This is a genomic window from Orenia metallireducens (assembly GCF_001693735.1).
GTDB lineage: Bacteria > Bacillota > Halanaerobiia > Halobacteroidales > Halobacteroidaceae > Orenia > Orenia metallireducens.
Genome location: NZ_LWDV01000010.1, coordinates 734,509 through 750,579, shown reverse-complemented (window position 1 = coordinate 750,579; position 16,071 = coordinate 734,509). Strand labels below are relative to the sequence as shown.

Genomic DNA, 16,071 nt, shown 5'->3' with positions numbered 1-16,071 from the left:
AGGAAATAGTGATGGAAAGAAAGTGGTGGCATGAATCAGTAATATATCAAATTTATCCACGTAGTTTTAAGGACACAACAGGTAATGGAGTTGGAGATTTACGTGGCATTATTGAAAAGTTAGATTACTTAGAGGAACTTGGTATTGATGCAATCTGGTTATCTCCAGTTTATAAATCACCAATGGATGATAATGGTTATGATATCTCTGATTATCAAGATATTGCTCCAGAATTTGGAACGATGGTTGATATGGAAGAATTGATAAGTAAGGCACAAGAACATGGTATTCGTATTATAATGGATTTAGTTGTTAACCATACATCTGATGAACATCCTTGGTTTATTGAAGCTAGAAAGTCTAAAGATAACCCCTATCGTGATTATTATATTTGGCGCGATCCTAAAGATGGAGATGTGCCTAATGGATTGCAGTCGGCTTTTAGTGGTTCAGCTTGGGAGTATGATGAAGAGACAGGTCAATATTATTTACATCTATTTGGTAAGAAACAGCCTGATTTGAATTGGCAAAATCCTAAATTAAGAGAAGAGATTTATGATATGATGAATTTCTGGCTAGAAAAAGGAATTGGTGGATTTCGAATGGATGTAATTGATTTAATTGGTAAAGAAGTCGATAAAGAGATTACTGGAAATGGCTCAAAACTGCATGACTTCTTACAAGAGGTGAATCGAGAAACCTTTGGAAACTATGATGTCTTGACAGTAGGAGAGACTTGGGGGGCGACTCCAGAGATTGCTAAATTATATTCTAATCCTAAACGTAATGAATTATCAATGGTCTTTCAATTTGAGCATATGACACTTGATTGGGATGAAAAGGAAGGTAAATGGCGTCCGAAAGAATTAGATTTTAAGAAATTAAAGCAGGTTTTAAGTAAATGGCAGACTGAGCTAAAAGGTGAAGGATGGAATTCATTATTTTGGAATAATCATGACCTACCTCGTATTGTATCACGTTGGGGTAATGACAAGGAATACCGTGTAGAATCAGCTAAAATGTTGGCTACATTATTACATTTTATGCAGGGGACTCCTTATATTTATCAAGGTGAAGAGATTGGTATGACTAATGTTAAATATGAGTCAATTGATGACTATAATGACCTTGAAATCTTAAACTTCTACCGTGATAATATTAAAAAAGGTTATACCCATGAAGAGATGATGGAAGCAATTTGGAAGAATGGACGGGATAATGCCAGAACTCCAATGCAGTGGGATGATACTAAAAATGCTGGCTTTACTACAGGAGAGCCATGGCTAAGGGTTAACCCTAATTATAAAGGGATAAATGTTGAAAATGCATTAAAAGATTCAGATTCTATATTTTATTATTATAAAAAGTTAATCCAATTAAGAAAAGAAAATGATATTATTATATATGGAGATTATCAATTATTATTAGAAGATGATGAGCAAATTTTTTCCTATACAAGGACTTTAGATGATGAAATGTTATTAATTATAGTTAATTTTTATGAAGAGAAGGTTGAGTTTGTATTGCCTGAAGAAATTACTTTTGATAGTAAGGAGTTATTGATTAGTAATTATAAAGTTGATGAGGGAGAAAGTATTAATAAATTAGAACTTAGACCTTATGAGGCTAGAGTTTATAAGTTAAAATAATTAGTATAATAGTTGTATAAAAATTAATTTAGATTTTTAATATTTAAAGAAGTATGATATTTAATAAGTTAATAGTTCCATATATATGGAACTATTAACTTATTTTTAGAGATAAATATTAGAATCAATGTTCTTCTGTAAAGTTAATGATGTAGTTGTAAATTAATAAAAATTGATATATGATAAATAGAAGAATTAATAATATTATTTTAGTGAGGGGTTAAAGATGTCTAAAGTTACTATATATGATGTTGCTAAAGTTGCAGGGGTAGGTGTTGGAACTGTTTCAAGAGTACTAAATGCTAGCGATAATGTAAGTGATAAGACTAGACAAAAGGTCTTAAAGGTAATGGAAGAATTAAATTATCGACCAAATGCTATGGCAAGAGGATTAGCATTACAAAAGACAAATTCTATTGGGATTATGGTTCCTAATTTTGTTGGTCACTTTTTTGTGGAGGTTTTGCAAGGTGTACAAAAAGCACTTGATTTTCATAATATGGATTTAGTACTTTTTAAAGTAGATAAGAAGTACAAAGAGAAGTATATTGAGAGTGTTATAGATGCTCAAAGAGTTGATGGTGTTTTAGGTATTACCTTAGATATGACTGAGGAAGAGGTAGCTAAATTTCAAGATGCTAAACTACCTTTAGTACTGGTAGATGATTTTAGAGAAGAGGTTAGTTCCATTGCAGTTGATGATATTGCAGGAAGTAAAAAAGCTATAGAATATTTATTAGATTTAGGTCATAGAAAGATTGCATTTTTAGATGGTCCTTTAGGTAGTATTCATGGTTTTAAAAGATTAAAAGGAGTAGAACTAGCTTTTAAGGAAGCAGGATTAAAATTTGATCATAACTTATTAAAGACTGGTGATTTTAATATGGAATCGGGATATAATTTGATGAAAGAAATACTAGAACTAAACAGTGATGAAATACCTACAGCTATATTTGCTGCCTCTGATAATCAAGCTATTGGTGCACTTAAAGCTATAGAGGATGCTGGTCTAAAAGTTCCAGAGGATTTTGCTTTAATAGGTTATGATGATATAGAGTTAGCCAAATATTTGAATTTAACTACTATTAGTCAGCCAATGACTAAAATGGGTAAAATGGGCATAGATATTTTAATAGGTGAAATCTCATCTGATAAAAAAGAATTAACTCATAGGGTTATAGAGCCCGAGTTAGTTATAAGGAAATCTTGCTAAATAAAGTAATAATTATAGATTGATAGCATATAATTAAATATAATCTGTGTTTTATTGGTGAATCTACTTAGTCTGATTAATTGGTATATTATAAAATAAATCCTTGTCACTCAAAAAAAAATATGTTATAATGAACTAAAATAAGTAAAACAAGCAAATAATAAGTATAAGATCATAAGAATATAAGAACTTGTTACACCTGCAATAGGAGTAGTAGGTTCTTTTTGTTATAATTATTACGCAAGCGGTTGCGAAATTATTTTTGGAGTTTGCTCAAGCGCTTGCGTAATCTATGAGGTGGGTATTATGAGTATTACTATGAAAGATATTGCATCAATACTTGGTGTATCAGAATCTACTGTTTCCCGTGCTATTAATAATAAACCAGGGGTAGGAGAAGAAACAAAGAAGAAGATATTGGATGTTGCTAAAAGATATAATTATCAGCCTAATTTATTGGCCCGTAATTTGGCTAGACAAGAGAGTAATATGATAGGTTTAATCTTACCTGATATTTCGAGTTTATTTTATTCTGAGGTAACTCGTGCCATTCAGGATGTTGCTACTAAGAATGATTATCAAGTTATAGTCTGTAATACTGATGGTGATGAAGAGAGAGAAGCTGCTTACATAGAGTGGTTACAAGGAAATAAGATAGCAGGTATTATCTTTTTAGGTGATGGTCTAGCAAATAATAAGATTATTAACTTAGGATTATCAGGTTATCCCATTGTATTGGCTAATCGATTGGTAGAGGAAGTTATGCTGCCTTCGGTAATCATTGATAATAATACAGGTGCTTTTGAAGCTACCAAGCATTTATTGGAGAAGGGGCATAAAAGAATTGCTTTAATAAATGGTCCTAAAGATAATTTGGTATCACAAAATCGTTTGCAAGGATATCGTCAAGCCCTTAAAGAGTATAGTCTAGATTATGACCCTAAGTTAATTGTTAATAAAGATTGGAGTAGAGAGTGTGGTTATCAAGGATTTTTAGAATTATTGGACTTAGAAGAGCCACCAACTGCTATTTTTGCAGCCAATGATTTAATTGCTGTAGGAGTAATTGATGCAATTAAAATGGGAGGATATCTAATCCCTGAGGAGATAGCTGTGGTAGGTTTTGAAGATACTATTGTAACTTCTATAATTGAACCATCACTAACTACTGTGGCACAACCAATGTATGAACTTGGTGCTAATTCAGCTAAGAAATTATTTTCTTTGATTGAAGATGAAGATATTAAAGAAAATATAGAGATATTAACAAGTAAATTAATTGTTAGAAAGTCTACTTAAATATATATTACAAACTACAAGGAGGAATTTTAAATGGCTAAGGTAACTTTAAAGAATATTGATAAGATTTATCCAAATGGATTTCAAGCTGTTTACGATGCAAATATTGAGATTCAAGACAAAGAATTTATGGTGTTTGTTGGACCATCTGGATGTGCTAAGTCAACAACTTTGAGAATGATTGCTGGTCTAGAAGAGATATCTGGTGGAGAGCTTTATATTGGGGATACTTTAGTAAATGATGTTGCTCCAAAAGATAGAGATATTGCAATGGTATTTCAAAATTATGCGTTGTATCCACATATGAATGTATATGATAACATGGCATTTGGACTTAAATTAAGAAAGTTTGATAGTGAAGAGATTGATAGAAGAGTTAAGGAAGCTGCAAAAGTATTAGGAATTGAATCTTTATTAGACAGAAAACCTAAAGAATTATCTGGTGGGCAACGTCAACGTGTTGCTATGGGGCGTGCTATCGTACGTGAACCAAAAGTATTCTTAATGGATGAGCCATTATCCAACTTGGATGCTAAACTAAGAGTACAGATGAGAGCTGAGTTAAGTAAGTTACATGAAAGATTACAAACAACTACTATTTATGTAACTCATGATCAGGTTGAAGCGATGACTTTGGCAGATCGTATCGTTGTAATGAAAGATGGGGTTATTCAGCAAATTGATGATCCAATTACTCTTTATAACCAACCAAATAATATGTTTGTAGCAGGATTTATTGGTAGCCCTGCGATGAACTTTTTAGATGCTAAGATTGAAGCAAAAGGTGATGAGTTAGTGTTAACAGGAAAAGGATTTGAATTAACTATTCCTGATAATATGTCTCAAGCTATGAAAGAATTACAGACTTATGTTGGTAAAGAGGTTGTATTTGGAATTCGTCCAGAAGATATTATGGACCCTGCAATTACAGAAGCTAATGAAAATGTAGATACTGTAGAAGCTACAGTGGAAGTTATTGAGCCAATGGGTTCTGAAACTCACTTACATCTTAGTATTGGAGATAGAACTATCGTAGCTATTGTAGATCCTCAAAGTGAAGCTAAAGTTGGAGATGTAATAAAGATTGGATTTGACCTTCAAAAGATGCATATCTTTGATGCTGAAACTGAAGAAGCAATTATTTAATTTGAATATAGTTAGATTAATCGTAGGAGAATCCTCTCCTGCGATTTTTTATATAATAAGTAATAGGAAGATAAATTTGCTATTTACTCATTATTAAAGTATTTCAATATCTCTATTAACCTTTAATATTTATATAATAAAAATTTAATTATTACAATAGGAGTATCATATCAGTAGATCTTTAGATTCACATAAATATTAAATTTTTAATTTATTAGATTAAAATTTTTAATATTTAGATAGAATAATAATAGTTAATATATATTGGTTAGAACTATTATCTATTAAATTTATTAAGGGGTGACTTTATGAGAAGTAGAAAAGGTGAGTTTGATCAATTTATTGACTGTAGATATGATGAAGAATTGGATAATTGGATTACACAGCAGAATGATTTTGATTCTACTTCTAAAGTTCAGAAAGCTGCTCTAGAGAGTATTACAGAAAAATATAAATATGATCTCCCTTGGAATGATGACTATTATCCTTTTTAAAAGCTTTCAGTTTTTAACTGAAAGCTTTTATTTTTGGTAGCTTAAGTTAATGAATAGATTGATTTGCTATTTCATAAATATTAATTAGATTCAAGTAGAGTCTACTGAATTAATATGATTAAGGAGGAGATCAAATGGTAGATAATAAAGAACAGAAGCTAACCTTATCAAATAGAGAGCAATTAGAATTGACAGGTGTGACTGAGGTTATTAATTTCACTGAAGATGAGATTACATTAGAGAGTAACTTAGGTAATTTAGCAATTTTAGGGGAGAATCTACATGTAAAGCATCTGGATTTAGAGAATTCACAATTGATTGTAACTGGATATGTAACGGAATTAAGATATGATCAAGAAGGAAAGGCAGAAAACTTTATCAAACGATTATTTAAATAATTATTTATCTCTTTGAGTCGAGATTAGGAGGTGATAGGATGGTTTCTTTGAGGTTGCAATTCTTTACATTCTTAAATATGGTAATTATTGGAATTTTGGTAGGAGTTATATTTGATTTTTATCGAGTCTTAAGGTGGCAGACTAATCCTAAAAAGTTTACTACTGATGTATTTGATTTATTATTTGCAATTATAGTTACTATAATCATTTTTATAGCTTTAGTTTATAGTAATGGAGGTGTAATAAGAATATATGTCTTTTTGGGTGTTATTCTAGGACAAATAATTTATTATTGGCTATTTAGTTATTATATTATTCTAGTATTTGCAAAATTTATTGAATTTATCTATTTTATTTTCTGCAAAATTAAGGATTTTACTCTATCAATCTATAATAACATTAAGAAAATAATTATAAGAATGCGGAATTGGATAAAAATAAGATTTGAGAAGTGATGCAGGAATGATATCAGTTATGGAGAAAAAGTTAATACTATATTCAGCATTAATAAGGTGGGATTTAATTAATTATGGAAAAGTATAATATAAGAAGGAAGAAGAGTAAGAGTCCTTCTAAAACGATTAAACTAAGACGTTTAGTATTGATTGTAGTCTTGTTCTGTTTCTTTGCTATCCTCTATAATTTTTATCAAGGAAATCAAGAGAAGAAGATAATGGAGGCTAAGGTTTTAGCCTTAAAAGATGAGATTAGTCAATTAAAGACAAGTAAAGAGGAGCTAGAGAATCAAATAAAGCATATTAACTCTAAAGATTTTATTGAAAAAATTGCCAGAGAAGAGTTGGGTTTAGTTAGAAAAGGAGAAATTCTTTATATAATTGTAGATGAATAGATTTAATATTGAGTTTAAGTTTAAGGTGGAATTTTAACTAAAGGTATAGCTATTATACTTAAACTCAACTTCAATCTTAATTATGACAGGAGGGAGTTAAGTGAAGTTTAATATAGAGAAGGAATTAGCAAAAGAGTTGAATCTAAAGGTTGGACAAGTTCAAAGAACAGTTGATTTATTTGATGAAGGAAATACTATCCCCTTTATTGCTAGATATAGAAAAGAGGTTACTGGTAGTTTAAATGAAGAGCAGTTAAGAGAGTTAGTAGAGAGATTGGATTATTTACGAAGGCTTGAAGGAAGAAAAGAAGAGGTTATTAATTCAATTGATAAGCAAGATAAATTAACTGAAGAGTTAGAAATTAAAATTAGACAAGCCACCCAATTACAAGAGGTTGAGGATTTGTATCGACCATATAAGCAAAAGAGAATGACCAGAGCAACAAAAGCAAAAGAGAGAGGGCTAGAACCTTTAGCAGATCTTTTCTTAAAACAAGAGCTAACTTCTGGCAATGTGCAGGATTTAGCTAAAAAGTATGTAGATTTGGAGAAAGAATTGGAGAGTATTGAAGATGTATTGCAAGGTGTTAGAGATATTATAGCTGAGTACATAGCTGATGATCCATACAGTAGAAAGACAGCTAGAAAATTAACCTTTGAATATGGAAGTTTAGTCTCTGAAAGCAAGGTTGAAGAGAGAACGGATTATGAAATATATTATGATTATCAAGAAGGTATAAAGAAGGTTCGTCCTCATAGTACTTTAGCTATTAATCGTGGAGAGAAGGAAGATGTTTTAAGGGTCAAAGTGGCTACTGCTGATGAGAATATTATAGATAAATTAAAGCAGAACTTTATCTTGCAAGAATCGATCTTTACAGAAGAGATAGAAGAAGCTATTATTGATGGTTATAACAGATTGATTGCTCCTGCTATTGAAAGAGAGGTAAGAAACCATCTAACAGAGTTAGCTGAAGAGCATGCAATCAATGTGTTTGCAAAGAATTTAAGAAATTTACTATTACAGCCACCTTTATCTAAAGTAAGAGTAATGGCAATTGATCCTGGCTTTAGAACAGGTTCTAAGATAAGTGTATTAGATGAGTTTGGTAATTTTATATCTTATGATACAATCTATCCCCACCCTCCTCAAAAGAGATGGGATGAAGCAAAAGAGAAGTTAAATGCTTTGGTTAAAGAGTATAATATAGATATAATTGCCATTGGAAATGGAACAGCTTCTCGAGAGACAGAGAGTTTAGTTGTTGAACTGATTGGAGAGTTATCACAGGAATTAAAGTATATTATTGTTAATGAAGCAGGGGCATCGGTTTATTCTGCTTCAAAATTAGCTGTTAAGGAATTTCCTCATTTAGATGTATCGATAAGAGGTGCAATCTCTATTGGTCGGAGGCTACAAGATCCTTTAGCAGAATTGGTTAAGATTGCTCCTAAGCATTTAGGGGTAGGAATGTATCAGCATGATGTAACAGAATCAAAATTGGAAGAATCTCTAAAAGATGTAGTAGAATCTGTTGTAAACTATGTAGGAGTCGACTTAAATACAGCATCTAGTGCCTTATTAGAATATGTTTCTGGAATTAATTCTAATGTGGCTAAGAATATAATAAAATATAGAGAAGAGAATGGGAAGTTTAAAAGTAGAGATGAATTAAAAGATGTTTATCGCTTAGGACCTAAGACATTTACTCAAGCTGCAGGATTTTTAAAGATTAGAGAAGGTGAGAATCTTCTAGATCGAACATCTATACACCCAGAGTCCTATCATATAGCTGAGAAATTATTACGTAAATTGGATTTTCAGTTAGAGGACTTATCAAAGAAGGAAGCATTAAAGAACTTGCAAGCTAAGATAAAATCTTTAGATTTGGATAAATTAGTTGAAGAACTAGAAGTTGGTTTACCAACATTAAAGGATATAATCTCGTCTTTATTAAAGCCTGATCGTGACCCACGAGAAGATTTGCCTAAACCTATTTTTAGAACTGATGTTCTTAAGTTTGAAGATTTGGAAGTGGGCATGGTATTGCAAGGTACAGTACGTAATGTAGTAGATTTTGGTGCTTTTGTTGATATTGGTGTAAAACAAGATGGGTTAGTTCATATTTCCCAATTAAGTGATAAGTATATTAAAAACCCTTTAGATGTTGTAGCAGTAGGAGATATTGTTAGTGTTTCGATTTTAGAAGTTGATGCTGAGAGAGGAAGAATATCACTAACCATGAACTTTTAAACTGTTTGACACTTGACAGATGATAGGATATAATGTAAGGGATTAATATACTTATAAACACATAAAATCTTATGAGGAGGAATTTTTTTAGCATGTCAATTGAGGTTGGAAGTATTGTAAAAGGGGTAGTGACTGGGATCACCAAATTTGGAGCTTTTGTTGAATTAGATGGAGGTGAGAGCGGTCTAGTTCATATCTCTGAAGTAGCTGATGCTTATGTTAAAGATGTTAATAATTATTTAAAGCTTAATGAAGAAGTTAATGTTAAGGTAATTTCTATTGGAAAAGATGGTAAAATAGGATTATCTATTAAACAACTATCTGAAGCTAATAAAAAAACTAAGTTCACTCAGCCACCTAAAAAGTCTTTTGATGATATGATGAGTGACTTTTTGAAAGAAAGTAGTGAAAAACAACAAGATTTAAGACGTAGCTTAGATAAAAAAAGTGGTAATATAAGATAAATATAAATTATTATAAATCAGTAGATTTTTAATAATGGGTAATTATTATTATAATTTATAATAGTAATGTATAAATATATTTAAGTAATATATTTATTGTATATAAAATTTACTGACATGACTGTTATTAAACACCCTCAATCATTGGGGGTGTTTATTTATATTAGCTAGGGAAGAATAGATTATTATAATTATCAAAGGAGTGATTTGATGGCTTATACTCAGAAAGATTTAGAGATATTAGAGAAACAATTAGGGCGTAAACCAAGAAATTTAGTTGATATTATTAAAAGATGTAAAGATGAAAGCCCACAAGTGGTAGTAACTGCACCTATTTTGGATAAAGGGGATAGTGTAGGTATCTTTCCAACTACATTGTGGTTAACCTGTCCAGAGTTAAATTATAGAATTGGAAAATTAGAGAGTAAGGGTCTGGTACAAGAGGTTCAAAATAAGATCTTAGGTAACAAGAAATTATCCAAGAGGTTAGAGGAAGCTCACCAAGATTATGCTAATTATAGATTAGATTTGGTTGATGAGGTTAGGTTAAAAGATTTAAAGGAGAATAACCCAGGACAATATAAGGTTTTAAAAGAATCTGGAGTAGGTGGTATTTTAGAATTTGAAGGGATTAAGTGCTTACATACACATTTTGCTCATTATTTAGTTGATAGGAAGAACCCAGTAGGAGAGATAGTAGCTGAATTATTAGAAGAAGAATATGGAGAGGTTGAACCTGAAGAATGTTGCATGAAAGAAAGCTTTGAGGAGGAATAGAGATGAGGGTAGGTGCAATTGATATTGGAACAAATTCAGTCCGACTATTAATTGCTGAGCAAGCTAATAATGGATTGAATAAATTAGTCAGTGAGCTAAGAACACCTAGATTAGGTGAAGGGATTCATCAGAATGGATATTTAAAAAAGGAAGCTATCCTAAGAACTATTAAGGTTTTAAGAGAGTATAAAGAGATAATCAATAATTATAACGCTGAAGTTGTAGCAATAGCAACTAGTGCTGTTAGAGATGCTAAAAATCAGGATATATTCTTAAAGAGGGTTAAAGAGGAGACTGGGATAGATATAAAGGTGATTAAAGGGACTGAAGAGGCTAGATTATCTTATTTGGGAGTTGTATCAGCTATTGAAGATTTAGAAAATCAGGTTCTAGTTATTGATATTGGTGGTGGAAGTACAGAATTTATTTTTGGTAAATATAAAGATATAATGGAATTTAATAGCATCAATCTTGGAGCTGTTAGATTAACAGAGAGTTATGGTGAACATCTTAAAGAGATGAAAAGAGAAGCTAAGGATATGCTTGTTGATCTGTTAAAGGATAAGAATGTAGAACAACTAATAGGGGTTGGGGGAACTGTAACTACTTTGGTATCAATTAGAGAAGCATTAGAGGTATATGATTATAGTATAGTGCATGGTTCTGACCTATCTAAAGAAGAAATTATACAGATATTAGATGATTTAAGTTCATTATCTTTAGAAGAGAGAAAAGAGGTAATAGGCTTAGATGCTAAGCGGGCAGATATAATCTTAGGGGGGATAGTTATATTATTAGAGATAATGGAGCAGAGTAAACAAGATATAGTTAAGGTGAGTGATGATAGTATTTTAGAAGGTGTAGTAATAGATACTCTTAATTAAATTTAAAATAGTATAATTGAGTATATAATAGATATTAGAAGTAATAACTATATATTTTGATTTAAAGCTACTATTTAAGTATAAATATATTTGACCAATAGTCGTATATATAATATAATAGCTATTGTCGTTTGAGGAAATTGTCTTCAAACAGATGATTTGCCGAGGTGGCGGAATAGGCAGACGCACCGGACTTAAAATCCGGTGGGATTTAACTCCCGTGTCGGTTCGAGTCCGACCCTCGGTACCATTTTTAATTAAATATTGTCGCGGGGTGGAGCAGCTGGTAGCTCGTCGGGCTCATAACCCGAAGGTCGTTGGTTCAAATCCAGCCCCCGCAACCAAAATGAAGATTTTATAATATGGCGGTGTAGCTCAGTTGGCTAGAGCATACGGTTCATACCCGTAGAGTCGGGGGTTCAAATCCCTCCGCCGCTACCAAATTTGAATTTAATAAACGTATACATATAGATAAAAGACACTATCTCTTAGATAGTGTCTTTTTTAGTATATATTTATTTATATTAGTGTATAAAATCACAAATTAACCTAAAAGAATATATTCAAATCTCTATTTTTAGGAAAATTATGGTAACCAATAGATTTTATTGTCTAAATTTTTTGAACGATTATCTCTGTTTATCGACAAAATTTCCTCTTTATAAGATGTATAATAAAGATAAATTTTACAATTTATGTAATAAAGAGGAGGGGTTGTTTTGGGAAGTTTAGAATTACCTATTTATCAGAGAAAAAGCGATTTTAAGAATAAAGAATCTAAAAAGAGTTCTTTTTTTATAACTTTAAACAGTATACCTTATATGAATCTAACATTATTCTTAATCGCTTTTCTATTTGGACGAGCTATTATCTTAGATGGATTGACACCTTTTGGATTTATCTATTTTGCACTCTTTTTATATCAGGTTAAAAAGAAGATAACAGATGTGTCAAGATTATTGTTTATATTTAGTGGTGTAGTTATAGGATATGTTGTCCAGTTGGAATTTTTAGCTACTAAGTATATTGTTAGTATGATTTTATTATTGATAGCTAGCAATTATTTAAAGGATTTTAAGCCATTAAAATACTCGATGGTGGCAGGCTTAATTGTTTTTCTATGTCAGATTCCCGAGATATTAATCAGTTCTTCTACGGCAGATATAATCTTGGTTATTTCTGAAGTTCTGTTGATATTTTTAATGACTTTATTATCTTTGAGAATATTGCCAGACTTTTTAATTTATTTAGAGAACAAGAGTCAAAAGAATATAATGATTTTAATCTTTGCTATTATAGTAATTGCATTATCAATTGGAGGCTTACCTGTTGAAGAGATTGCTTCTATAAATTTAGTTCGTCTGGCTAGTGCTTACTTAATTATGATTATAGCTTTGACTGGTGGTACAGGTTTAGCTACTATAGTTGGAGTGTTATTGGGCTTTTTTTATAGTATCTCTCATTTAGATAGCACTCCATTAATAGGTAGTTATGCTTTAGCTGCTCTGATTGCTGGTAGTTTTAAGAAGCATAAAAAATTAGGGGTGATTCTGGGCTTTATTTTAAGTAATGTTATCTATCTTATTTTTATAAGTGAAGCAGTTTCTGTTATGGTATTATTAAAAGAGGCTTTAATTGCTGCGCTATTATTGTTAGTAACTCCTGATAGCTTATTACCAGCTTTAAATATGCTTATTGATGATAAGCACAGAGGGTTAAGATTGGAAGAGAGGAAGTTACAGTCTTTTATTTCCCAAAGGATGGAACAATTCTCTAATATATTTACAGAGCTGTCCAGTTCTTTTCTTGAGGTAGGGGTTACAGAACAAGATGAAGTAAAGAATATAGGTTCTTTTCTAGATTTATTGACTGATAAGGTATGTTCTAAATGTGACTTATATAATTCTTGTTGGAATAACTCTTTTTACAAAACTTATAATTCTTTATTTGATTTGTTATTAATAGCTGAAAATAGGGGTAAAGTAACAGTAGATGATTTAACAAATATTATGACTATCAGTTGTTCAAGGAAGATAAAATTAGCAACTGCAATCAATGAGTTTGTTAAGATGTATGAATTAAATAATTATTGGAGAGCTAGATTAGAAAGTAGTGAAAGGATTTTATTAGATCAGCTAGTAGGTATGTCTCAAGTAATAGATAAGTTGTCTAAAGAATTTACAGTAGAGATTAGAACAGAAGAGAAGATAGAGAATAAGATATACTCTATCTTAGAAAATAGTGGATTTATGGTTAAAGAGGTTTTAGCTACCAATTATAATAACGAAGAACTAGAGTTTACTATTAGAAAGAATAGTTGTAATGGAGAGAGTAATTGTGCTAAGAAGATGATTCCTTTACTTAATAGTAAGTTAGACTTGAATTTGGAGATGATTTGGAATGAATGTGGTGCAGAGTTGGGTAAAAGAAGCTGTATCTGCCAATTAGCTCCTGGAGCTAATTATCAATTTAATTATGGAGTAGCTACTGTAAGCTCTAATCCAAATGTTTCAGGGGATAACTATACCTTTTTTAAACAAAGAGATGGTAAGTTTATCTCTATTTTAAGTGATGGAATGGGTGTAGGGGTTAAGGCTTCTCAAGAGAGTAGAACTGCTGTTAATTTATTACAAAAAATGTTGCAAGCTGGCTTGGACTATGAATCAGCATTACATATAGTTAATTCTTCTTTGGGGCTTAGATCTTATGAAGATTCCTTTGCTACTATTGATTTACTCAATGTCGACCAAGCAACTGGGCAAGCAGAATTTGTTAAGGTAGGATCAGCTTCTAGTTTTATTAAAAGAGGTTCAGATATTAGTATGATTAAGTCTAATTCTTTACCAATCGGCATTTTAAATAAAGTTGATATAGAACCTAATTCATTACAGTTACACGATAAGGATTTAATTATCATGATGACTGATGGTGTCTTAGATAGTAATCAACATCTAACTATCAAAGAAGAGTGGGTACTTAGAATCCTTAAGAATAACCTAATTAATGATCCTCAATCTCTAGCACAATATATTCTTGACAAAGCTCAATCAGAGAATGATGATTTAAAAGATGATATGACTGTACTTGTAATTAGGGTTGATAAGTGTTAAGATAGAATAAATAACTAAATTAAGCAGGAAAACATAGATTTTTGTAGAATTTAAAGCTGTATAGAAGCTTTTATTTTGGGATTTATTTTTGCAAATAAACTTGATGCCAAATTAGAGTTTAGAGGGGATATAGAATAAATGTCTTTGTTAACTAAAGTAGAATCTACTATAAAGAAATATAAATTAATTAATAACGGGGATAGAATTTTAATAGGGGTATCAGGGGGGCCTGATTCCCTTGCTTTATTACATAGCTTAAAAACGTTAAAGGAAGAATATAATCTATATTTACATATTGCTCACCTAGACCATATGATTAGAGGAGAAGAATCTATAAAGGATGCTAAGTTTATAGAAAGATTAGCTAGAGAATGGAATATTCCTATTACTATAAAATCTTATGATGTTAAAGCTTATCAAAAAGAGAAGGGATTATCTCTTGAAGATGCAGCTCGTCAAGTTAGGTATAGATTCTTCTTTGGGTTAATTGAAAAGTTTAATATTAATAAGGTTGCTGTTGGACATAATGCTAATGATCAGGCTGAGACTGTATTAATGAAGTTTTTACGGGGAGCAGGATTAAAGGGTTTAAGTGGAATCTATCCTAAGCAAGGAAAGATAGTTAGACCATTAATTGAAATCTCTAGAGAAGAGATAGAAGGTTATTGTGAAGAGCATAACTTGAATCCAAGAATCGATAAGAGTAATCTAGAAACTATATATCTTAGAAATAAAGTTAGATTGAATTTAATACCTTTATTAGTAGAAGAGTATAATAATAATCTAGTCTCCACATTAAATAAAACTGCAGATCTGTTAAGGGAAGAGGAGATTTTTTTAGGAGAATATACAATAGAGAATTTAGCTCAATTAACTATAAATAAAAACAATGGTAAATTGATCTTAAATGCCGAAAAATTATTAGAATTAAATTTAGCTATACAGAGAAGAGTTATTAGAGAGGGTATTAAATTTTTAAAGGGTAGCTATCAAGATATTTATTATGATCATATTGATTTAGTTCTTGATTTAATTAAGAATTCAGAGACTGGAAGTCGGCTTGATTTGCCCCAAGGAATAATAGTTAAATTGAATTATGAGGAGATAATTTTTACAACAGAAGATATTGATAATATTAATTATTTTAAGCATAGGTTATTATTAGGAAGTAAAAAAATTCCCCAAGTAGATTTAGAAGTTAAAACAAAGATTGTTGAGAAGACATATCCTTGGAAGAAGACTCTTAATGATCCCAATATTGCTTGTTTAGATTTTTCTAAAATAGGTAAGGAATTTTATTTAAGGCAGCGTGAAGATGGAGATCGTTTTTATCCTTTAGGAATGAAAGGGAGTAAGAAGGTAAAAGATTTTTTAATTGATGAGAAAATTCCAATAAATAAAAGGGATAAGGTGCCAATTTTTACAACTTTAGATGGTGATATTTTCTGGGTAGGTGGACTTAGAGTAGATGATAGATTTAAAATCACAGATGAAACAGAGAAGATTCTAATAATTGAAATTATAAATTAAGGA

The 16,071-nt window shown here is 30.9% G+C and carries 14 protein-coding genes and 3 tRNA genes; all 17 read left to right on the top strand.

The window, feature by feature from the left end; translation table 11 throughout:
* The first annotated feature begins 11 nt into the window (after positions 1 to 11).
* Positions 12 to 1,649, top strand: coding sequence for a glycoside hydrolase family 13 protein (locus U472_RS15560; protein WP_068719650.1), 1,638 nt, complete (start codon positions 12 to 14; stop codon positions 1,647 to 1,649).
* Between the two features lie 226 nt (positions 1,650 to 1,875).
* Positions 1,876 to 2,862, top strand: coding sequence for a LacI family DNA-binding transcriptional regulator (locus U472_RS15555; RefSeq protein ID WP_068719649.1), 987 nt, complete (start codon positions 1,876 to 1,878; stop codon positions 2,860 to 2,862).
* 306 nt (positions 2,863 to 3,168) lie between these two features.
* Positions 3,169 to 4,161 carry a LacI family DNA-binding transcriptional regulator gene (locus tag U472_RS15550; RefSeq protein WP_068719648.1) on the top strand — a complete coding sequence of 331 codons (993 nt, stop codon included), beginning with the start codon at positions 3,169 to 3,171 and terminating at the stop codon, positions 4,159 to 4,161.
* 33 nt (positions 4,162 to 4,194) lie between these two features.
* Positions 4,195 to 5,307 carry an ABC transporter ATP-binding protein gene (locus U472_RS15545; RefSeq protein ID WP_068719647.1) on the top strand — a complete coding sequence of 371 codons (1,113 nt, stop codon included), beginning with the start codon at positions 4,195 to 4,197 and terminating at the stop codon, positions 5,305 to 5,307.
* 308 nt (positions 5,308 to 5,615) lie between these two features.
* Positions 5,616 to 5,801: a hypothetical protein gene (locus U472_RS15540; protein ID WP_068719646.1), complete on the top strand. Its 186-nt coding sequence runs from the start codon at positions 5,616 to 5,618 to the stop codon at positions 5,799 to 5,801.
* 134 nt (positions 5,802 to 5,935) lie between these two features.
* The gene (yabP, locus tag U472_RS15535; protein ID WP_068719645.1) at positions 5,936 to 6,199 is read left to right on the top strand and encodes a sporulation protein YabP; all 264 of its coding nucleotides are present in this window, start codon (positions 5,936 to 5,938) and stop codon (positions 6,197 to 6,199) included.
* A gap of 38 nt (positions 6,200 to 6,237) precedes the next feature.
* On the top strand, positions 6,238 to 6,654 hold the full coding sequence (gene yabQ / locus U472_RS15530) for a spore cortex biosynthesis protein YabQ (RefSeq protein WP_068719644.1): 417 nt from the start codon (positions 6,238 to 6,240) through the stop codon (positions 6,652 to 6,654).
* 74 nt (positions 6,655 to 6,728) lie between these two features.
* Positions 6,729 to 7,049: an FtsB family cell division protein gene (locus U472_RS15525; protein ID WP_068719643.1), complete on the top strand. Its 321-nt coding sequence runs from the start codon at positions 6,729 to 6,731 to the stop codon at positions 7,047 to 7,049.
* Positions 7,050 to 7,149: 100 nt separating this feature from the next.
* Positions 7,150 to 9,303, top strand: coding sequence for a Tex family protein (locus tag U472_RS15520; RefSeq protein WP_068719642.1), 2,154 nt, complete (start codon positions 7,150 to 7,152; stop codon positions 9,301 to 9,303).
* Positions 9,304 to 9,395: 92 nt separating this feature from the next.
* Complete coding sequence (locus U472_RS15515; RefSeq protein ID WP_068719641.1) at positions 9,396 to 9,767, top strand: S1 RNA-binding domain-containing protein; 372 nt, start codon at positions 9,396 to 9,398, stop codon at positions 9,765 to 9,767.
* A gap of 210 nt (positions 9,768 to 9,977) precedes the next feature.
* Positions 9,978 to 10,544, top strand: a complete 567-nt coding sequence (locus U472_RS15510; protein WP_068719640.1) for a DUF501 domain-containing protein — start codon at positions 9,978 to 9,980, stop codon at positions 10,542 to 10,544.
* 2 nt (positions 10,545 to 10,546) lie between these two features.
* The gene (locus U472_RS15505) at positions 10,547 to 11,428 is read left to right on the top strand and encodes a Ppx/GppA phosphatase family protein (RefSeq protein WP_068719639.1); all 882 of its coding nucleotides are present in this window, start codon (positions 10,547 to 10,549) and stop codon (positions 11,426 to 11,428) included.
* 161 nt (positions 11,429 to 11,589) lie between these two features.
* Positions 11,590 to 11,678, top strand: a tRNA-Leu gene (locus U472_RS15500).
* Positions 11,679 to 11,696: 18 nt separating this feature from the next.
* Positions 11,697 to 11,772: transfer RNA gene (locus U472_RS15495), tRNA-Met, on the top strand.
* 20 nt (positions 11,773 to 11,792) lie between these two features.
* A tRNA-Met gene (locus U472_RS15490) sits at positions 11,793 to 11,869 on the top strand.
* Positions 11,870 to 12,147: 278 nt separating this feature from the next.
* Positions 12,148 to 14,538: a stage II sporulation protein E gene (gene spoIIE / locus U472_RS15485; RefSeq protein WP_068719638.1), complete on the top strand. Its 2,391-nt coding sequence runs from the start codon at positions 12,148 to 12,150 to the stop codon at positions 14,536 to 14,538.
* A gap of 138 nt (positions 14,539 to 14,676) precedes the next feature.
* On the top strand, positions 14,677 to 16,068 hold the full coding sequence (gene tilS / locus U472_RS15480) for a tRNA lysidine(34) synthetase TilS (protein WP_083189950.1): 1,392 nt from the start codon (positions 14,677 to 14,679) through the stop codon (positions 16,066 to 16,068).
* Positions 16,069 to 16,071 lie beyond the last annotated feature (3 nt).